We start from the raw sequence: 19,458 nt of genomic DNA, 5'->3' as shown, positions 1-19,458 counted from the left end.
AGAAGCATTTTTTTGTCCAGGTGGTAAAAAAAGGGAATATTCAGCAAATATGACAGATCCAGAGCGTTGAAACAAAATTTAAACGACTGCAAAATTACCCTGCTTATTAAGGAAGGTAAATGTTCAAATGATACCGGAAAAAACTGCTAAAAAAACAAGGAGCGATTAAAAATCGCTCCTTTGTTTTAAACTATAATTAAAATTTAGAAATAACAATTTCCGCCTCTTCGTCTTCTGTCTTTATTTGCGGTGTCAAATAATTTCACTGTTAAACTTACAATTATTTGATCAAGCCTTGCGTCTTCTATTACCGCTCTGTTCATTACCGGAATATCAAAATTAGCTCTATCGGATACAAAATCAACCGGTCCCTGAAATTCTTTTGAAGACAAAGCACGGTCATAACGAACATCCAGTCCGAAACTTCCAAATTGCACTTTCGCACCTATTTGTGCAGAAAAAGGGGTGTTCTGGACTACTACCTGTGGTGGATCATTCAAAGGTTCTAATCTTTCAATTGTTGCATCCATTATATTTTTATACGCAGGACCAGCATAAATATCAAGAGGTCCAAAAATGTTATACCCAACCAAAACGGGAACACTCAATTCCTCTACCTCATATAAGGTAGGCCCCTGAGGAAAATCAAATCTTGATTCAAGCTTAGAATAGACGATCTCCGGCCTAATAAAGAATTTTCCGAAATTAACCTGAGTCCAGATTCCCCCATGAAATCCAATTTCTCCATCTGCGGTAAATGTTTCGCTTGTATATTCCGTTGGGAGACCTGAATCTATACCCACAATTTCTCCTCCGTACGTTTTATTGATTCCTCCTTTTAAACCTATAGAAAATTCCTGAGCATGAAGTAGAGAAGCATTAACAGCAAGGAAGCATACAAAGAGGGATAGCAGTTTTTTATTCATAAATGGAATTGTTTCAATTCAATGACTGGGGTAAATATATTATTTTAAAAAATAAATCAAAGGTGTTTCCTAAGCTTTTAACGCCTGTTATTTAAAAAAATTATATCGAATAGATCCGATTTGGTTTAATTAAAAAAAGATTGCCTCAAATGTCTTGATAAATTGCCACCAATCCGGAGTTTCCGAATTAGTAAACTACTTCAAATTTAATCTCAAAAATGAGTCAAAAAAAATAGCACTAACAATTTACAATCACATTTAAAACAACCTTTTAAGTTGTAAATATTTTATTACAAATGAACTATAATAGGATCCGGGTTACCATCGGGATCGTTTTTCACAGTTCCGTCTGTACTGGCTGCACCTAGCAATAAAACACCGGCCGCATGAGGAGAAGCCATTGAAGTACCGCTAATTGTGTTATAACCACCACCTTTCCAGGTAGACTTTATAGATACACCCGGAGCTGCATAATCTACAGGAGGATTCCCGTAATTAGAGAAACTAGCCCAACTATCGCTTGAATTCATGGCCGAAATAGTAACAATATTAGCACCATTTACACGGGCTGGAGAACTATTATTGGCATCAGCACTTTCGTTTCCTGCTGCAAGGGCAAATTTAATACCTTTGTTAGAAGCTGCAAGAACCGCATCATCCAAAGCCTGGGAAACAGGTCCACCTAAACTCATATTGGCCACATCGCCACTTTTTCCATTTGCACCTACGTGATCTACACCTGCAATTACACCAGAATATGACCCACTCCCACGACTATCTAAAACTTTAATCGGAATTACAGTTGCTCCAGGAGCAACTCCTATTACTCCAATAGTATTGTTTATGGCAGCGATTGTTCCTGCAACGTGAGTACCATGACCATTCCCGTCATCAGTTGAATTACCATCTTTGCCAGAGGTAAAGGCATTAAATCCGCGGGAAGCATCTACATTTAGATCTGGGTGATCCAAATCCACTCCAGAGTCAACTATCCAGGCAACATTTGTTCCTGTATAACTTGTAGCTCCGTTAACTCTTAAAATACCATAAGGAGTTTCCTGCGTCGAGGTTCCTGGATCTGTAGGATCCGGAGTTCCTGGATCTTCACAAGGACCTCCCTTTGGGGTTCCACATGGGGGAGCGAACATTACAATTCTGTCTTGTTCAATGTATTTCACCTCTTTTTTACCTTTTAATTGCTCAACCTGAGCTTTAGATAATTTTAAGGTAGCTCCATTTACTGTTCTACTGTAAACATTTACAATTTCAGCATCCGAAATTGAGGCTTCAGCAAGGATTCTTTTTGTTTGTTGTGCCATAGCCTCCTGTGCTTTTGAATAATTGTCAGGATACTTGGCCCCTACATCTTCAATGGCGCTATCGCGGTAAACCACAATATACTGGCCATCTATAGCCTGGGAATCAAAATTGGAATCAAGCTCTGTAAATGCAGCTTCTTCCTGAGAAGTTTTTTCGTCCTGAGTACAGGAGAAAAGAAATGCAGAAGCAACTAAGGCAGCCGCACCCACTTTTAGGTTTAATCTTAACATCATAAAATAAGTTTTAGTTAAATTGTTAATGGTTTCTCAAATCTAAACTTAATTACGACAAATTAAAATTTACAGGTTGTTAATAACATTTGCTCTTGTCCAATTTTCGTAAGAAATATCTTTCAATCCAAAAGACACTGTGCCTTACAAAAGAGATGTTAAAGTTTTGAATAAACTCAAACTTTAACATTCTCATAGTAAGAAAGTTATTGTTCTCCTGCTTTTTTTTTCATTCATACTTCAAGAACTTAAAGTTGGGCTGCGGCTATTGATGAGTTATTTCACCCTCCCATTCGGTTATCCCGCCCATCAAATTATAAGCGTTCTCAATTCCTTGTTGATTCATAAGCGCGCAAGCTTGAGCACTTCGGGCACCGGACCGGCAATACACAAAATAGTTTTTAGATTTATCCAGCTTCCCAAGCTCATCTAAAAATTCCTGCCCTTTGTGAATATCCAAATTGGTAGCTTCCGGAATATAGCCCTCAATAAATTCTTCTTCTGTTCTTACATCTAGTAAATATGCATTTTCATCTTTTTCCAAAGATTCTTTCCATTGTTCCTGAGTTAGATTTTTCATAATATGGCTTTAAAATTTTCAATGATTTTTAATAATTGTAAATATAAGGCAAAGCAACTTTGGATTAAATCCAAAAAGTAGTTAAAATCTACCTTGGCATAAACTCATTATAGAAAAGGAAAACGATTCCCTGAATCTCCTAGAGATCAGCGTTGAAATAATTCTACTGGAGAGGGTAATTTGCCCAAAGCTGTGGAGCTCTAAAATTTAACAAACCTTTAAATTTTAGATCAATTAAACCTCTTATATTTGTACATACAAATGTTGTAGATACAAATGAATATTGAAGATCAAATAAAAACCTCCGGCCAACTACCTCCTTCTAGAAGGTTGCTTATTAGTTTGCTTTATACAGCAAACCAAATAAATGACCAGATTGGGGAGGCCTTAAAACCTTTCGACATTAGTATTCCGCAATTTAATGTCTTGAGAATATTAAGAGGTCAAAAAGGAAAACCTGCAAATCTTAGCACGATACAGGAACGCATGGTGAGCAAGATGAGTAATACAACACGGTTAGTGGACAAATTAATTCTTAAAGGACTTGTAGAAAGGATAATTTGTGAGGAAAACAGGCGTAAGGTCGAAATCAGTATTACGCAACAAGGGATGAATCTTTTAACAAGAATAGATCCTGTGGTAGATAATGCTGAAAATGCAATCACTAATAACCTCCAGCCTGATGAGATGGAAAAAATGACTGACTTACTACAACAATTAAGACACTAAGAAGACACCTATGAAAAATTATATTGAAACACTAAACTGGCGTTATGCCACTAAAATATTCGACACTTCTAAAAAGGTTTCGGAAGAAGACCTCGAGGAATTATTGGAAGCCATCCAACTTTCAGCATCCTCATATGGCCTGCAACCCTATGAAATCTTTGTAATCAAAAATGCCGAACTCCGCAACAAATTGCAATCTGCAGCATTTGATCAACCACAAATTACAGATGCTTCCCACCTTTTGGTCTTTGCCAATTTAGCCGAAATTGATAAATCCTATGTAGATGGCTACCTGGATAATATAGCTAAAACGAGAACAACCAAAAGAAAGGATCTTGCCGGGTTAGAAGAAATGCTGGATAACACAGTTTTAAAATTTAGTCCGGAGGAGAAAAACCAGTGGGCAGCAAATCAAACGTATATAGCGCTGGGAAACCTGCTGTCTGCTGCAGCAAATTTTAAAATTGATGCCTGCCCAATGGAAGGTTTTGAAGCAGATAAATTTGACGAAATCCTTGGCCTTAAAGAAAAAGGTCTCACAACCGCAGTAGTTGCAACCATAGGATACAGAAGCGAGGAAGATCAACTTCAACACGCCGTTAAAGTAAGAAAAAGCAAAGAAGAATTATTTAATAGATTATAAACCACTTAAAAGTAAATTATCATGAAAAACAGATTTTTAAAAGGTGCAGCTGCATCGTTAGTAATTTTAACAACCCTGGCCTTTACCTCTCTTAACAAAGAGATCAACATTAAAGAAAGCAAGGTGACCTGGAAAGGTGAAAAAGTAACGGGATCACATACAGGAACTATCCAACTTAAGCAAGGACATTTTATAGTTGAAGGTGGTAATCCAATTGGTGGGGAATTCGTAATTGATATGACCTCATTAATCAATACCGATCTTTCAGGAGAGAGTAAAGGGAAACTTGAAGGACATTTAAAATCAGATGATTTCTTCGGGGTAGAAAAATATCCAACTTCTAAACTTGTAATCACCAGCATTTCTAAAAAAGCAGATGGTGTTTATGGAGCTGTTGGAGATTTAACTATCAAGAATAAAACAAACAAAGTAACTTTCGATCTTAACTGGAAACAAAATTCGGCTTCTACTATGTTAAGCATTGATAGGTCAAAATATGATGTGCGCTATGGATCGGGAAGTTTCTTTGATAATTTGGGGGATAAAACGATCTACGACAATTTTGATCTTGCTGTAGATCTTAAATTTTAAAAAAAACTTTTGCTATTTAAAATATCATAAGTATATTTGATGCAATGAAAAATAATACAGCAAATACCTGGTGGTGGAATAGCTTACGTCAACACAACGTGAAGTAACACTGCACTCGTATAAAATAATATACAAAGGCTTGTCTCACGACAAGCCTTTTTTCATTCAATAAATTATAGAAATGTATCAATTAACCACCACGTTTAAAAAACTTCTTGCAGATACCATCACACCGGTAAGCGTCTACCTAAAAATCAGGGACAAATACCCTAATAGTCTGCTTTTGGAGAGCAGTGATTACCATGCAAGTGACAATAGTTTTTCTTATATCTGTTGCAATCCAATCGCTTCAATTAAAATTGAAAATGAAATTATCACAGAGTCCTTTCCTGACGGAAGTATCGAAAAGACCGAAATTTCTTCTGAAATAAATATCCCCAACAAAATCCAGGAATTCTCAAAGCGATTCAAAACCGAAAATTCTGACTTCAAATTTATAAACAATGGGCTTTTCGGGTACATCGCATATGATGGAGTAAAATATTTTGAAAACATCAAAATAGCCAGAAAGACCGGAGATCTTCAAATCCCGGATATTTATTACGCGGTATATCAAAACATTATTGCAGTAAATCATTTTAATAATGAAGCCTATATTTTTGACCACACATACAATTCTAAAAGTAGACTGGCGGAAATAGAACAATTGCTAAAGGTGAAAAATTTTGCCACCTACAATTTTAAAAGACAACAAGAACCGGTTTCAAACCTTACGGATGAAGAATTCCGGGAAAATGTAAAACTTGGCAAAAAACATTGTCACCGCGGAGATGTATTTCAACTTGTATTATCCCGAAGGTTTTCCCAGGCTTTTAAAGGAGATGAATTCAATGTGTACCGGGCATTGAGAAACGTGAACCCATCCCCCTACTTATTCTATTTTGATTATGGGAACTTTAAGATCTTCGGAAGTTCTCCGGAAGCTCAATTGGTGGTAAAAGGCGATCAGGCTGAAATACATCCTATTGCAGGTACCTTTAAACGTACCGGAAATGATGAACAGGATGCTGAGCTCGCAAAGGAACTTTCATCGGACACAAAGGAAAACGCAGAACACGTGATGCTTGTGGACCTGGCCAGGAATGATCTTAGCCGCCATAGCAACAATGTACAAGTTGAAAAATACAAAGAGATCCAGTTTTTCTCACATGTAATCCATCTGGTGAGCAAAGTAACCGGGACCAAGGATAAAAACACACCCGCTATGCAAGTTGTAGCTGACACCTTTCCGGCCGGAACATTAAGCGGAGCGCCAAAACACAGCGCGATGAGCCTTATTGAAAAATATGAAAATGTGAACCGTAGTGCGTATGGAGGGGCCATTGGATTTATGGATTTTGAAGGAAATTTCAATCATGCCATCATCATACGGTCTTTTGTGAGTAAAAACCATTACCTGCATTATCAGGCAGGAGCCGGAATCGTTTCCGAATCCAATGAAGATAACGAATTACAGGAAGTCTATAACAAATTAGGAGCTTTAACAAGGGCTCTGGAACTTGCAGAAGAAATATAAAAAGCATCCTACAGCCCACGTTGCTAAATGAAATTAAGGAAGAAAGAAAAATGAATATTAAATCTGAAAAAATAGAATCTCAACCGCTGCTAAAACCGGTTAAAGTGCTGGTAATCGATAATTATGATTCCTTTGTGTACAATCTGGTCCACTATCTTGAGGAATTCGATTGCCTGGTAACCGTCCGGAGAAATAATGAATTAGACCTGGAATTTGTCGATCAATTTGACAAGATCCTGCTTTCTCCCGGTCCTGGTGTCCCGGATGAAGCCGGACTTTTAAAAGCCATTGTAGAAAAATATGCTCCCACAAAAAGCATTTTAGGGGTTTGCCTTGGTCAACAGGCTATAGGTGAAGTTTTTGGCGGAAAACTGATCAACCTGGAATCGGTGTACCATGGAGTCGCTACTTCTATAAAAACCTCTGTAACCGACGAACAATTATTTCACGGACTTGAAAGTGAATTTGAAGTAGGACGATATCATTCCTGGGTAGTCGATCAAAATTTACCCAATTGCCTTGAAGCTACTTCTTATGATGAAAAGGGGCAGGTAATGTCGTTACGTCATAGGGAATATGATGTAAGAGGTGTTCAGTTTCACCCGGAATCGGTTTTGACACCTGATGGAAAAAAGATGATACGCAATTGGATCGATATACCATCTCCAATTCTTTCACCAGAAAAAAAAATGCAAAACCCTGAAGCAAAAACCAATGTTTAATAAAAAAACTTCCTCATTATTGGGTTCCCCTGAAGGAAACCGAAGAAAACTTTCTAGTAACATAGAAAGATTTTCGCACACAGAGGAATGATTATATGGATGTTACAAACGTCCGCTAAAAAAATAAAAAAAATAGATGAAACAATTACTTAACAGGCTCATCAACCACGAAACCATCTCCAGGGAAGAAGCTCAACTGGCTTTGGTCAATATTTCAAACGGAGAATATAACGAAAGTCAAATCGCTGCATTTTTAACGGTTTATATGATGCGTAGCATCACTACAGAAGAGCTGGAGGGCTTTAGGGATGCACTTTTAGACCTTTGTCTAGCGATAGATCTTAGCGCATATGATCCGGTAGACCTATGCGGTACCGGAGGAGATGGAAAGGACACGTTTAATATTTCTACGGTTTCATCCTTTATTACCGCCGGGGCAGGAGTCCATGTTGCCAAGCATGGAAATTATGGAGTTTCCTCGATAAGTGGAAGTTCAAATGTGATGGAATATCTTGGAATTAAATTTAGCACCGATCCTGATTTTCTAGAAAAAAGCATCGACCAAGCGGGTATTTGCGTTTTGCACGCGCCCCTATTCCATCCCGCGATGAAAAATGTGGCTCCTATTAGAAAATCCCTCGCAGTCAAGACCTTTTTTAATATGCTTGGGCCTATGGTAAATCCAGCTTTTCCTAAAAATCAACTCGTGGGTGTTTTCAGTTTGGAACTCGCCAGGATGTACGGGTATCTTTATCAGAATACCGATAAGAATTTTACCATTTTGCACGCATTAGACGGCTATGATGAAATTTCTTTAACAGGAGCGACAAAAACCATTTCGAATACTACTGAAGGTATTTTAGAAGCATCAGATTTTGGATTAGAACCTCTTAAAGAATCTGAGATCGCAGGTGGAGGTTCCATAGAAGCTTCCGCTGAAATTTTTCTGAATATTTTAAAAGGAGAAGGAACACAAGCCCAGCAAAATGTAGCTTGTGCAAATGCGGGAATGGCTATAGCAACTACACAAAACCTGTCTCCAAAAGAAGGATTTGAAAAGGCAAAAGAATCGCTGCATTCTGGAAAAGCCCTGAAGGCTCTAAAAAAACTACAGGAGTTAAGTAAATAAAGAGTTTGAACAAATTTGAAGGTCGGAAAAACAACTAGCTTATATGAATATTTTAGATAAAATTATAGCCGATAAATACAAGGAGGTTGCCCTAAAAAAGCAATTGATCTCCCCGGTGCATCTATCCCACTATCCACTTTTTGAGCGGGAAACAATTTCGTTGGCTTCTGCTTTAAAGAAAAGCAACATAGGTATTATTGCAGAACATAAACGAAGATCTCCTTCTAAGGCTGTCATCAATCAGGATTTGAATGTTCAGGATGTCGCTTGCGGCTATGAAGATGCAGGAGTTTGCGGAATGTCCGTTCTTACAGATGGCAAGTATTTTGGTGGATCGCTGGACGACCTCATTCTAGCCAGGGCTGCTGTAAAAATGCCTTTGTTAAGAAAGGAATTTATTATCGACGAATATCAAATTCTGGAAGCAAAAGCTCACGGAGCAGATGCGATCTTATTGATTGCCGCAATTTTGAGCAGAAAACAAATCAAAGATTTGTCGGGATTTGCAAAGGGATTGAACCTGGATGTATTGTTGGAAGTTCATGATTTGGAGGAACTTGAGAAATCGTTGATGCCTAGTCTTGATATGCTGGGTGTAAACAACAGGAATTTGAAGACCTTTGAAGTAAGTACAGCTATAAGCAAGGAACTTTCAGAAAAGATCCCAAATGAATTTGTAAAAGTTTCAGAAAGCGGAATAAGCAGTGTGGAGGCAATAAAAGATTTAAAAAATTACGGATTTCAAGGATTCTTGATCGGTGAAAATTTTATGAAGTCAAATGATCCCGGAAAAATGGCTTCGGCTTTTATAAGTGATTTGAATTCTTAATAAAACAAGATGAGCGATACAAAATCTAACGTAATAAAAGGACCTAAACTAAAGGTATGTGGGATGAAATTTCAAGAGAATATTCTGGAAATTGCTTCCCTAAAACCGGATTACCTGGGATTTATCTTCTATGAAAAATCTCCAAGGAATTTTGAACATGAAATCCCTGAAATTTCTTCAGAAATAAAGAATACCGGAGTTTTTGTGAATGCTTCTTCCCATTTTATTTTGGAAAAGGCAAGTCGGTATAATTTGCAGGCAATTCAGTTGCACGGGGAGGAAACTCCTCAGTTTTGTAATGATTTAAAGAAGGAATTAAAGAAACTAAACGAACCTTCAGAAGTGGAGATCATCAAGGTTTTTTCTGTAAATGAAAAATTTGACTTTGATATAGTATTCCCATATGAAGATGAGGTTGATTACTTTTTGTTCGATACAAAAGGAAAAAACAAGGGTGGAAACGGCATCGCTTTTAACTGGGATATTTTAAAGGAATACCCTTCAAAAAAACCCTTTTTCCTAAGTGGCGGAATAGGGATTGAGGAGTTGGAAAGCATTAAATCTCTGATTGCCGAATTTCAAAAAAAAGGAAAAGAGGATTTGGTATATGCCATAGATGTAAACAGCAAGTTTGAAATTAAGCCGGGACTGAAGGATCTTCAGAAACTGGAGATTTTCAAAAGATTATTGCAATAAATTAAGAACCTCGGGGTCCGCCCGTACCGTTCGGGCGGGCCTCGGGGAATTAAACCCTCAATGAGGGATAAAAAATTAATCTCGATAAAAATGACATATCAGGCAAACGAAAAAGGATACTACGGGGATTTTGGAGGAGCTTTTATTCCCGAAATGCTCTATCCCAATGTTGAGGAATTACGTTCCCAATATCTGGATATTATGAAGGAGGAATCCTTTCAGAAAGAATTCAACTATTTATTGAAAGAATATGTAGGAAGACCTACTCCGCTATATTTTGCGGAACGATTCAGCAACAAATACAAGACCAAGGTATATTTAAAACGGGAAGACCTCTGCCACACCGGGGCTCATAAGATCAATAATACTGTGGGGCAGATATTAATGGCAAAACGCCTTGGCAAAACCCGTATCATTGCTGAAACCGGCGCAGGCCAACATGGGGTAGCAACAGCAACAGTTTGTGCATTGATGGGCATTGAATGCATTGTTTACATGGGCGAGGTAGATATTAAACGACAAGCCCCCAACGTAGCCAGAATGAAAATGCTTGGAGCAACTGTGGTTCCGGCAAAATCTGGAAGCAGAACCTTAAAAGATGCCACGAATGAGGCAATTAGAGACTGGATCAACAATCCGGTAGATACGCATTATATCATTGGATCTGTAGTTGGACCTCATCCTTATCCAGATATGGTTGCCAGGTTTCAGGCGGTGATCTCAGAAGAGATAAAAATCCAGTTAAAAGAAAAAGAAAACCGTGAAAATCCAGATTATGTCGTTGCCTGTGTTGGTGGCGGAAGCAATGCTGCCGGAGCTTATTTTCATTACCTGGATAATCCCGAAGTGGGTATTATTGCAGTAGAAGCGGCCGGGAAAGGAATTTATACCGGAGAAAGCGCTGCAACCTCAGCATTGGGGAAAGAAGGAATTATTCACGGTAGCAAGACCTTATTGATGCAAACCTATGATGGACAAATCACAGAGCCCTATTCAATTTCGGCAGGATTGGATTATCCCGGAGTAGGGCCCATGCATGCCAACTTATTTAGAACCGGACGCGGGGAATTTATTTCCATTACCGATGAAGCCGCTATGCAGGCAGGAATTGAGCTTGCCAAACTGGAAGGAATTATTCCTGCCATTGAAACCTCACACGCCCTTGCGATTTTTAAAGACCGAAAATTTAAAGAAGATGATATTGTGGTTGTGAACCTTTCAGGACGGGGAGATAAGGACTTAAGCACCTATATCGATTATTTTAATTTGTAATTTAAATCAAACCCTTTGGTTCACAAGTAATGAAATCATAGGGTTTGGAATCTAAACTTCAACAATGAACAGAATCAATAAAACATTAAATGGAGACAAAAAACTCCTGTCCATATATTTTACAGCCGGGTATCCAAAATTGGAGGACACCGTAAAAATTATAAAGGATCTGGAAACAAGCGGGGTTGACTTTATAGAAATTGGACTACCCTTCAGCGATCCTTTGGCAGATGGACCAACGATTCAGGAAAGTTCTACCCAGGCTTTGAAAAACGGAATGACTACCAATATGCTGTTTAACCAATTAAAGGATATTCGCGAAACGGTTAAAATTCCATTGATTATTATGGGATATTTCAATCCTATGCTTCAATATGGGGTGGAGAAATTCTGCCAGAAATGTCAGGAAGCCGGGATAGACGGATTAATAATCCCCGATCTTCCTGTAAATGTTTATAATGAGGAGTATAAAGCAATTTTTGAGCACTATGGGATTATCAATATTTTCCTGATCACTCCTCAAACTTCAGAGGAACGCATCCGGTTTATAGATTCTGTTTCCGACGGATTCATTTATATGGTGAGCAGTGCCAGTGTAACAGGCTCTACAAAGGGATTTGGCGAAGACACTAAAGCATATTTCAAGCGGATTTCCGCTATGAATTTAAAGAATCCACAAATTATAGGATTTGGGATCAATGATAAGGAAACCTTTAATCAGGCTACTGAATTTGCAACCGGAGCCATTATAGGCAGCGCTTTTGTTAAACATCTTACCGCATCCGGAACTAATAAAACCAGTTCCTTTATTAAAGCACTACGAGATCTTTAACCAAATTCTAACATCCTATTAATAGAGTTTTCACCTAATATTCTGTATCTTTTTCTAGAATTTTAAAAAATAGAAACCATGGAAAAGAAATTTGAAAGAACAAAAGAACAAAAAAATCCTACTAATCCAACTGGAGATAGAAATCAAAAGACCAATAAGTTTGATACCGATGAAAAAACCATTAAAAAACAGCAAAATAAAAAATAAGAATGGGAAGAGGGGATAAGAAAACTAAGCGGGGAAAAATAGCGATTGGAACTCACGGAAGACTTCGGCCGAAACGTAAAAAATTTAAGATTAAGCCTACCACGATGGCCCAACAGGATCAAAACGAATTAAAATAAGTTAGAAATAGCCTTTATATTGAAGCACCCTGAAATCAATAGTATTGAATTCAGGGTTTTTCTTTTTAAAGCTTTTATAGGATTCCATACTTCCAATTGCCCGGTTAGCAGATCCTGAAGGCGCGGTTAATGAAACGGTCGTTATAAGTCTACCATCCAGCACAAACTGATGCACCCGCGGAACCTCGTTGGAGATCACTTTTAATTTTATGTCTTCCTCTATTTGATTCAAATGTTTTCTAAAGAAATATTCTGGTCCGTTTTTACTATTGCCTCCTGTAAAAAGCAAGGTTTCGATTCCCGGATGGTCCCTGAGGATTTGTACCATATTTCGGAGTTCCGGAAGCTGCATTCCAATATCGGAAGCATCTATCTTCGCTCGTTTGCTGCTATCAAGCATATCACATATCCCTATTCCTCTTTTTCTCAAAAATTGTTCGCGTTGCTCAATGGCTTCTGTTGTATTTTCATATTTCAAATTGAGATCAAATAGCTTATCCAGAACCAGCCAAAGAAATCCATCCCTGCTCCCATAACAAAAATCTACATCCCCTTCTTTCAAAAAGCCGGTAGTAAATCTTGGCGGTGGAAGGGTTCCTACAATTAATTTTGTTGCATTTTGAGGAATAAAAGGCTCATAAGGATGGGTGTGATGAAAAAGCTTTTTAGTATCCCCGTTATTTGTCTCCATCTTTAAAAATTCAGTTTTACTTCATAACAACAATAAGGTCATCTGAAAAAACCATTTCTCCCTGAGCCAAAATAATCTTATCAATTTCCCCTTCAGCATTGGAGGTAATGGTGGTTTCCATCTTCATTGCTTCAATAATAAACAAAGGTTCATTTTTACCGACTTTTTGCCCGGGTTTGACCAAAATTGAAGATAAAGATCCCTGAAGTGGTGCACCAACTTCCTTCGGATTTGATTTATCTGTTTTTTGATGAACAACCTTTTCGACCTTGATTGATTTATCCTGAATTTTCACTGCCCGGGTTTGCCCGTTCACCTTGAAATAGGCATCTACCAACCCTTCGCTGTTAGCTTTCCCTACCGACATTAACTGAATCAATAAAGTTTTCCCCTTATCCATTTCAACGATAATCTCTTCTCCGGGATCCATTCCATAAAAGAAATTCTTGGTAGGAATTTTTACAACATTCCCGTATTCCTTATGATGGTTGTAGGCATCTGTAAATATTTTTGGATATAATTTATAGGAAAGAAAATCGGTGATATCCAGTTTTCTACCCATAGCCTCTTTAAAAGTCTCCTCAAATTCAGCAAACTCTGTTTCAAAATCTATAGGTTCCATATGAGCATTTGGCCTGTTGGTATAGGGCACTTCATCTTTAAGTATGATCTTCTGAATTTTTTCTGGAAAACCACCTACCGGCTGTCCCAGGTCCCCGCGAAAGAAACTTTTTACCGATTCGGGAAAAGACATAGTTTCTCCTCGTTCCAGAACATCTTCTATGCTAAAATGATTACTGACTAAATATTGAGCCATATCCCCAACCACTTTTGAACTTGGTGTTACTTTTATTATATCTCCAAAAAGATCATTTACCTGGGCATACATATCGGTAATTTCATTAAATCTGTCGGCCAAACCAAGGGATTCTGCTTGTGGTTTCAGGTTGGAATACTGACCTCCCGGAATTTCATGCTTGAAAACATCGGCCGTTCCGGCTTTAAGTCCGCTTTCAAAAGGATAGTAATAATTGCGTACAGATTCCCAGTAATGAGAATATTCATTGAGCTTATCCATATCAAAATCGGCACTTCTGCTCTGAAATTTCATCATTTCCACGATGGAATTAAAATTAGGTTGGGAGGTAAGTCCAGATAAACCTCCCAGGGCGACATCTACAACATCTACGCCTGCTTCAATAGCTTTTAAGTAGGTTGCAGACTGTATGGAAGAGGTATCATGCGTATGCAGATGAATTGGAATGTTAATCCTGGATTTCAAGGCATAGATGAGCTCCTCTGCAGCATACGGTTTTAATATTCCCGCCATATCTTTTATTCCCAGGATATGAGCCCCGGCGTCTTCCATTTGCTTCCCGAGATTCACATAATATTCAAGGGTATATTTGGTTTGTTTCTTGTCCAGAATATCTCCAGTATAGCAAATTGAAGCCTCCGCAAGGCCTGAAGTATTTTCCCGAACATATTTTATACAAGGCTCTATAGATTCCATCCAGTTAAGAGAATCGAAAATCCTAAAAACATCCACTCCGTTCTCCCAGGCTTCAGTAACGAAACGCTCTATTAGATTATCCGGATATGCGGTATACCCCACTCCGTTTGAACCGCGCAAAAGCATTTGTAAAAGCACGTTTGGCATAGCTTTTCTAAGCAATTGTAAACGTTCCCAGGGATTTTCCTTTAGAAATCTAAGACAAACATCAAAGGTAGCACCACCCCAAACTTCCATACTGAACACATTGGGATGGTTTTTCGCAAATCCTTCTGCCACTTTCATCATATCATAGGTTCGCATGCGTGTTGCAAGCAAACTTTGATGGGCATCCCGCATGGTAGTATCTGTGAATTTAATTTCATTTTGATGTCTTAACCATCTTGAAAATTTCTCGGGTCCATATTCGGTGAGCAAGTCCTTGGTGCCTTTTGGATAATTCCCGTATTCGTCAAATTTAGGCACATGAGGAAGTATGAATTTTTTTGAATGATCTATTTCTTTTACATCCGGATTTCCGTTCACCGTGATATCTCCAAGAAATTTAACCATCTTGGTTGCACGGTTGCGACTTTGCTTGATTATAAATAAATCTGGATTGTCTTTTATGAAATTTACGGTAACCTTTCCTTCCCTAAATTTCTCATGTTGAAGAATATTATCAAGAAATGCCATATTGGTCTTTACGCCACGAACCCTGAATTCGGCCAGAGTACGACGCATTTTTCTACATGCCCCATCTAAAGTCCGGCTGCTTGCAGAAACTTTTACCAACATAGAATCAAAGAATGGTGAAATTGTAACGCCCTGATAAACACTCCCGGCATCCAGTCTTATCCCAAAACCGGAAGCACTTCTATAGGTGGTGATAGTTCCATAATCCGGTTTAAAATCATTCTCGGGATCTTCTGTTGTTACTCTACACTGAAGTGCATAGCCATTTATCTTAAGACTTTCCTGCCCGTGGATCTTGATTTGGTCGTCGCTTAATTTATAACCACCTGCTATGAAGATTTGAGCTTTTACAAGGTCAATTCCGGTAACAATTTCAGTTACTGTATGTTCAACCTGTATACGGGGATTTACTTCAATAAAATAAATTTCACCATCCTCTACAAGAAATTCCACCGTCCCTATATTGTTATATTTTACGGCCTTGCAGATATCAATGGCATATTTATATAACTTATCCTTAATTTCCTGGTCCAAACCTAAGGAAGGAGCAAATTCTATAACTTTTTGATAACGTCTTTGAACAGAACAATCCCTTTCAAAAAGATGAACCATATTTCCGTGGTTATCGGCTACTATTTGAATCTCTATATGTTTGGGATTTTCAACGAATTTTTCGATAAAAACCGTGTCATCTCCAAAAGCATTTCCAGCTTCTCGCTTTGATTCGGGAAAAGCAGATTTTAATTGTTCTTCATCTCTAATCACCCGCATCCCACGTCCACCTCCCCCGGAAGCAGCTTTTAACATCAACGGGTAGCCGATACGATTTGCCTCCTCAACAGCAATTTCTAAAGAATTCAATTCTTTTTTATTGCTTTCAATTACCGGAACATCGCTTGCCACCGCAACTTCTTTGGCTTTAACTTTATCTCCCAGGGATTTTAAAACATCCACTTTTGGCCCTATAAAAATGATGCCGTTTTCTTCACATTGCCTGGCAAATTCAGCATTTTCTGAAAGAAAACCGTAACCCGGATGAATGGCATCCACATCATTATTTTTAGCAACCTGTATGATTGCCTTAATATTCAAATATGGTTTGAGAGGATCGTTATCTTCCCCAATTTGGTAAGATTCATCCGCTTTGTAGCGATGCAGGGAATAGCGATCCTCAAAGGTATAGATCCCAACGGTTTTTAATCCTATCTCTGTACAGGCACGAAAAATCCTGATTGCTATTTCTCCCCTGTTTGCTACTAGTACCTTTTTAATCTTCATTTGATCTTATTTATTTTATTAAAGCTCCATCCTTTTGAAAGTTATTAAATAAATGATGATTTGAAAAAGCTTTAAAATATGATTATGGTTAATAATTAGTTAAAATAAAAAAAGCTGCCCAATGGCAGCCTTCTAAGGTATGGTTTTCTGTTTAATTATACTATCTGATAAATACAAATTCATTAGGTTTTTTAGAATTTGAATCACTATATCGATATTGTTCGTAATTAAATCCTTTTAGTTCTTCAATGCTATTAACATTATTATCAATTATATAGCGAACCATTGCACCACGGGCTTTTTTAGCAAAAAAACTAATGATCTTTAATTTTCCGTTTTTCAGATCTTTGAAGACAGGCGTAATTACAGGGACTTTTAATCTTTTTGTATCCACTGCTTTAAAATATTCATTGCTGGCAAGATTTATAAACAGCTCATCTTCTTTCAGTTCATTATTCAGGGAATCTGTGATTTTCTTTTTCCACATCTCATATAAATTATTTTTTCTTTCTATCCCTATTGAAGTTCCCATTTCTAACCTGTATGGCTGAATGAGATCCAAAGGTTTTAAAATTCCATACATTCCCGATAAAATCCTGAGGGAATCCTGTAAACGATCTAGTTTATCTTTGGGAATGGTATAAGCATCAAGCCCGGAATACACATCGCCGTCGAAAGCATATATGGCCGGTCGGGAATTATCTTTGGTATGAATTTCTTCAAACTCTTTATACCGAATGTAATTAAGATCGGCTAATTTGTCGCTAATACTCATCAACTCACCAATCTCTTCTTTGCTCATCCTGGAAAGCTTACGGTTTATCTTTGCTGTGGTATCAAGGAATGAAGGTTGAGTTCCTCGGGAAGTAGGAAGTTCACTTTTAAAATCAAGACTTTTTGCCGGGGATAAGACTATTTTCATTTTGAGTATATTTTTCTTCTGAAAAGTTCATTTATCCTACAAAAATAGTAAGAAGTTTAGCACTTTTAAATGCTTCCGGGTATTTATTGCCAATAGAGCTCTACTGACGGATTTTATTTGCGTGAGCGATTGAGGCTTTGTTGGAGCTCTCCCGATTTTTCATCGGGAAGCGACTGCCGAAAGCGCGACCCCTTTTGGGGGCACGCCCTATTCGTCTATAAAATCCTTTTGATTTTTAGAGTAATTACGCCATTTCTCTATACAATCTTCCATATCCTTAGGTAAGTTGGTATCAAAACTCATCCAGTCCTTTGTAACAGGATGGGTGAAACCAAGGGTTTTGGCATGCAATGCCTGCCGGGGAAGTATTTTGAAACAATTGTCTACGAACTGCTTGTACTTTGTAAAAGTAGTACCCTTGAGTATCCTTTCTCCTCCATAGCGTTCGTCATTGAACAAGGTATGACCTATATGTTTTAAATGCACCCGGATTTGATGGGTCCTTCCTGTTTCCAGCTTACAGGAAACCAGGGTGACATATCCAAAACGCTCTAATACCTTATAATGAGTAATTGCAGGTTTCCCCTGTTCATTATCATCCTCAAGATACACCGTATTCTGAAGTCTGTTTTTGGGATGTCTTCCAATATTTCCTTCAATAATCCCTTCATCCTCCTGCATATTTCCCCAAACCAACGCGACATATTCCCTGGAACTGGTTTTCTTAAAAAACTGTTTGGAAAGATGTGTCATCGCATCTTCGGTTTTGGCAACTACCAATAAACCTGAAGTATCCTTATCGATCCTGTGCACAAGTCCTGGACGCTCACTGCTGTTGTTAGGTAGATTATCTATATGAAAAACCAGCGCATTTATAAGGGTTCCGCTGTAATTTCCATGTCCCGGGTGCACCACCATACCTGCAGTTTTATTTACCACAAGCAACGATTCATCTTCATAAACAATGTCAAGCGGGATATTCTCCGGGGTAAGCAAAAATTCATACGGAGGATGTTCAAACAACACCTGCACCACATCCCCGGGTTTCACCTTGTAATTTGATTTTACGGGAATTCCATTCACGTGGATATTCCCATCTTTTGCTGCCTTCTGGATCTTACTCCTGGTAGCATTTTCGATATAATTCATCAAATATTTATCTACACGCAGGGGTTGCTGACCTTTGTCTGCAGTAAATTTATGATGTTCATAAAGTTCATCGTCCTGAACTTCCAATTCAGGATCAATATTAGAATTCGTCATTATAGTCTGTATCAATTTCAGGTTCATCTACCTGTAAGCTATCTTCTTCTTCACTTCTGTATCGCCCGGAACCATCTCCTAAAACGAGATCGATCACCGATGTTTTCATCAATTCATCTCCAGGATTTACAAGTTTTCCCTTATGTCTCAATTCCAAAACAGCATCCTGCGCAATGTCCGGTTTAAAAGTAACATCCCCAATCACAAACCCAAGAGATCGAAGCGTTGGTTCTACCTGACGGCGGGTTGTTCTAATTAGATCCGGCATTTTTATTTTCCGGAAACCAGAAGGATTTAATGTTAGATATATTTTTCTGTTTTCTTTTACGTGTTTACCGGGTGCAGGAACCTGATCGATCACCGAATACCGAGGATAATCGGGATTAAAATTGGCAGAATCCAATATTTCAAAACGAAGATCCTTTTCATCAAGATGGTCTTCTACCACATCCAACGAAAGCCTGGAGAGATCTGGCACTTCGATGCGTTCATCCTGATTTGTTGAAACATTCAACCACTGTAGGGCTAGAAAAGCCAGCACTATTAATGCAACTGCAGCCAAAACCAATTGAATAAAAAAGGTTTTGCTAAATATAAATTTAAGTAGGCCCATAAATTTTTTTAATAATATACAAAGATATAAAAACGACCGGGTTTTGGTAGCACACTTGAATAGTCATATTTTTGTTAACACAAA

At 38.1% G+C, this 19,458-nt stretch carries 20 protein-coding genes; 12 read left to right on the top strand and 8 right to left on the bottom strand.

Annotated features, from left to right (window positions below):
• Positions 1-203: 203 nt before the first annotated feature.
• The 3 genes from GILLI_RS13935 to GILLI_RS13925 all read right to left on the bottom strand — a co-directional run bounded on the left by GILLI_RS13935 (position 204) and on the right by GILLI_RS13925 (position 3,056).
• Positions 204-926 carry a porin family protein gene (locus GILLI_RS13935; RefSeq protein ID WP_006989767.1) on the bottom strand — a complete coding sequence of 241 codons (723 nt, stop codon included), beginning with the start codon at positions 924-926 and terminating at the stop codon, positions 204-206.
• A gap of 290 nt (positions 927-1,216) precedes the next feature.
• Complete coding sequence (locus GILLI_RS13930) at positions 1,217-2,479, bottom strand: S8 family peptidase (RefSeq protein WP_156798677.1); 1,263 nt, start codon at positions 2,477-2,479, stop codon at positions 1,217-1,219.
• Positions 2,480-2,741: 262 nt separating this feature from the next.
• A complete protein-coding gene (locus GILLI_RS13925) occupies positions 2,742-3,056 on the bottom strand; it encodes a rhodanese-like domain-containing protein (protein WP_006989765.1) in 315 nt (104 codons plus the stop codon).
• Between the two features lie 276 nt (positions 3,057-3,332).
• Here GILLI_RS13925 and GILLI_RS13920 point away from each other — a divergent pair, with 276 nt between their 5' ends.
• The 12 genes from GILLI_RS13920 (at position 3,333) to GILLI_RS18180 (ending at position 12,419) form a co-directional block, all read left to right on the top strand.
• Positions 3,333-3,785, top strand: a complete 453-nt coding sequence (locus GILLI_RS13920; protein WP_006989764.1) for a MarR family winged helix-turn-helix transcriptional regulator — start codon at positions 3,333-3,335, stop codon at positions 3,783-3,785.
• A 10-nt stretch (positions 3,786-3,795) separates the two neighbouring features.
• Positions 3,796-4,428 (top strand): NAD(P)H-dependent oxidoreductase, encoded by a 633-nt coding sequence (locus GILLI_RS13915; protein ID WP_006989763.1) that lies wholly within the window; start codon positions 3,796-3,798, stop codon positions 4,426-4,428.
• Between the two features lie 21 nt (positions 4,429-4,449).
• Complete coding sequence (locus GILLI_RS13910) at positions 4,450-5,019, top strand: YceI family protein (protein ID WP_006989762.1); 570 nt, start codon at positions 4,450-4,452, stop codon at positions 5,017-5,019.
• Positions 5,020-5,200: 181 nt separating this feature from the next.
• Positions 5,201-6,595, top strand: a complete 1,395-nt coding sequence (locus GILLI_RS13905) for an anthranilate synthase component I family protein (protein WP_006989761.1) — start codon at positions 5,201-5,203, stop codon at positions 6,593-6,595.
• A gap of 50 nt (positions 6,596-6,645) precedes the next feature.
• On the top strand, positions 6,646-7,317 hold the full coding sequence (locus GILLI_RS13900; protein ID WP_006989760.1) for an anthranilate synthase component II: 672 nt from the start codon (positions 6,646-6,648) through the stop codon (positions 7,315-7,317).
• A gap of 136 nt (positions 7,318-7,453) precedes the next feature.
• Complete coding sequence (gene trpD / locus GILLI_RS13895; protein WP_006989759.1) at positions 7,454-8,446, top strand: anthranilate phosphoribosyltransferase; 993 nt, start codon at positions 7,454-7,456, stop codon at positions 8,444-8,446.
• A gap of 43 nt (positions 8,447-8,489) precedes the next feature.
• Positions 8,490-9,275 (top strand): indole-3-glycerol phosphate synthase TrpC, encoded by a 786-nt coding sequence (trpC, locus tag GILLI_RS13890; protein ID WP_006989758.1) that lies wholly within the window; start codon positions 8,490-8,492, stop codon positions 9,273-9,275.
• Positions 9,276-9,284: 9 nt separating this feature from the next.
• A complete protein-coding gene (locus tag GILLI_RS18715) occupies positions 9,285-9,971 on the top strand; it encodes a phosphoribosylanthranilate isomerase (protein ID WP_006989757.1) in 687 nt (228 codons plus the stop codon).
• Positions 9,972-10,061: 90 nt separating this feature from the next.
• The gene (gene trpB, locus GILLI_RS18710) at positions 10,062-11,243 is read left to right on the top strand and encodes a tryptophan synthase subunit beta (RefSeq protein ID WP_006989756.1); all 1,182 of its coding nucleotides are present in this window, start codon (positions 10,062-10,064) and stop codon (positions 11,241-11,243) included.
• 64 nt (positions 11,244-11,307) lie between these two features.
• Complete coding sequence (gene trpA / locus GILLI_RS13875; RefSeq protein ID WP_006989755.1) at positions 11,308-12,075, top strand: tryptophan synthase subunit alpha; 768 nt, start codon at positions 11,308-11,310, stop codon at positions 12,073-12,075.
• 78 nt (positions 12,076-12,153) lie between these two features.
• On the top strand, positions 12,154-12,282 hold the full coding sequence (locus GILLI_RS19085; protein ID WP_006989754.1) for a hypothetical protein: 129 nt from the start codon (positions 12,154-12,156) through the stop codon (positions 12,280-12,282).
• A 2-nt stretch (positions 12,283-12,284) separates the two neighbouring features.
• Positions 12,285-12,419, top strand: a complete 135-nt coding sequence (locus tag GILLI_RS18180) for a 30S ribosomal protein THX (protein WP_006989753.1) — start codon at positions 12,285-12,287, stop codon at positions 12,417-12,419.
• Between the two features lies 1 nt (position 12,420).
• On the opposite strand, the gene GILLI_RS13870 is transcribed toward GILLI_RS18180, so the two are convergent.
• The 5 genes from GILLI_RS13870 to GILLI_RS13850 form a co-directional block, all read right to left on the bottom strand.
• Entirely contained in the window at positions 12,421-13,110 is a 690-nt protein-coding gene (locus GILLI_RS13870) for a uracil-DNA glycosylase family protein (RefSeq protein WP_006989752.1), read from the bottom strand.
• 16 nt (positions 13,111-13,126) lie between these two features.
• Positions 13,127-16,576 carry a pyruvate carboxylase gene (locus GILLI_RS13865; RefSeq protein WP_006989751.1) on the bottom strand — a complete coding sequence of 1,150 codons (3,450 nt, stop codon included), beginning with the start codon at positions 16,574-16,576 and terminating at the stop codon, positions 13,127-13,129.
• Between the two features lie 160 nt (positions 16,577-16,736).
• Entirely contained in the window at positions 16,737-17,498 is a 762-nt protein-coding gene (gene yaaA, locus GILLI_RS13860) for a peroxide stress protein YaaA (RefSeq protein ID WP_006989750.1), read from the bottom strand.
• Between the two features lie 207 nt (positions 17,499-17,705).
• Complete coding sequence (locus tag GILLI_RS13855; protein WP_006989749.1) at positions 17,706-18,761, bottom strand: RluA family pseudouridine synthase; 1,056 nt, start codon at positions 18,759-18,761, stop codon at positions 17,706-17,708.
• Positions 18,748-19,374, bottom strand: coding sequence for a PASTA domain-containing protein (locus GILLI_RS13850; protein ID WP_006989748.1), 627 nt, complete (start codon positions 19,372-19,374; stop codon positions 18,748-18,750). The genes GILLI_RS13855 and GILLI_RS13850 overlap by 14 nt, the downstream gene beginning before the upstream one ends.
• Between the last annotated feature and the right edge of the window lie 84 nt (positions 19,375-19,458).

The organism is Gillisia limnaea DSM 15749 (assembly GCF_000243235.1).
Taxonomy (GTDB): Bacteria; Bacteroidota; Bacteroidia; order Flavobacteriales; family Flavobacteriaceae; genus Gillisia; species Gillisia limnaea.
The sequence above is the reverse complement of the archived record's forward strand: the minus strand, read 5'-3'. Positions and strand labels throughout refer to the sequence as shown.

Coding starts and splice junctions, on each gene's coding strand:
- GILLI_RS18715 (WP_006989757.1), top strand. CDS start 9,285: ATGAGCGATACAAAATCTAACGTAATAAAAGGACCTAAACTAAAGGTA.
- GILLI_RS13920 (WP_006989764.1), top strand. CDS start 3,333: ATGAATATTGAAGATCAAATAAAAACCTCCGGCCAACTACCTCCTTCT.
- GILLI_RS18180 (WP_006989753.1), top strand. CDS start 12,285: ATGGGAAGAGGGGATAAGAAAACTAAGCGGGGAAAAATAGCGATTGGA.
- GILLI_RS13910 (WP_006989762.1), top strand. CDS start 4,450: ATGAAAAACAGATTTTTAAAAGGTGCAGCTGCATCGTTAGTAATTTTA.
- trpC (WP_006989758.1), top strand. CDS start 8,490: ATGAATATTTTAGATAAAATTATAGCCGATAAATACAAGGAGGTTGCC.
- GILLI_RS13865 (WP_006989751.1), bottom strand. CDS start 16,576: ATGAAGATTAAAAAGGTACTAGTAGCAAACAGGGGAGAAATAGCAATC.
- yaaA (WP_006989750.1), bottom strand. CDS start 17,498: ATGAAAATAGTCTTATCCCCGGCAAAAAGTCTTGATTTTAAAAGTGAA.
- GILLI_RS19085 (WP_006989754.1), top strand. CDS start 12,154: ATGGAAAAGAAATTTGAAAGAACAAAAGAACAAAAAAATCCTACTAAT.
- GILLI_RS13905 (WP_006989761.1), top strand. CDS start 5,201: ATGTATCAATTAACCACCACGTTTAAAAAACTTCTTGCAGATACCATC.
- GILLI_RS13850 (WP_006989748.1), bottom strand. CDS start 19,374: ATGGGCCTACTTAAATTTATATTTAGCAAAACCTTTTTTATTCAATTG.
- trpB (WP_006989756.1), top strand. CDS start 10,062: ATGACATATCAGGCAAACGAAAAAGGATACTACGGGGATTTTGGAGGA.
- GILLI_RS13900 (WP_006989760.1), top strand. CDS start 6,646: ATGAATATTAAATCTGAAAAAATAGAATCTCAACCGCTGCTAAAACCG.
- GILLI_RS13925 (WP_006989765.1), bottom strand. CDS start 3,056: ATGAAAAATCTAACTCAGGAACAATGGAAAGAATCTTTGGAAAAAGAT.
- GILLI_RS13930 (WP_156798677.1), bottom strand. CDS start 2,479: ATGATGTTAAGATTAAACCTAAAAGTGGGTGCGGCTGCCTTAGTTGCT.
- GILLI_RS13870 (WP_006989752.1), bottom strand. CDS start 13,110: ATGGAGACAAATAACGGGGATACTAAAAAGCTTTTTCATCACACCCAT.
- GILLI_RS13935 (WP_006989767.1), bottom strand. CDS start 926: ATGAATAAAAAACTGCTATCCCTCTTTGTATGCTTCCTTGCTGTTAAT.
- trpA (WP_006989755.1), top strand. CDS start 11,308: ATGAACAGAATCAATAAAACATTAAATGGAGACAAAAAACTCCTGTCC.
- GILLI_RS13915 (WP_006989763.1), top strand. CDS start 3,796: ATGAAAAATTATATTGAAACACTAAACTGGCGTTATGCCACTAAAATA.
- GILLI_RS13855 (WP_006989749.1), bottom strand. CDS start 18,761: ATGACGAATTCTAATATTGATCCTGAATTGGAAGTTCAGGACGATGAA.
- trpD (WP_006989759.1), top strand. CDS start 7,454: ATGAAACAATTACTTAACAGGCTCATCAACCACGAAACCATCTCCAGG.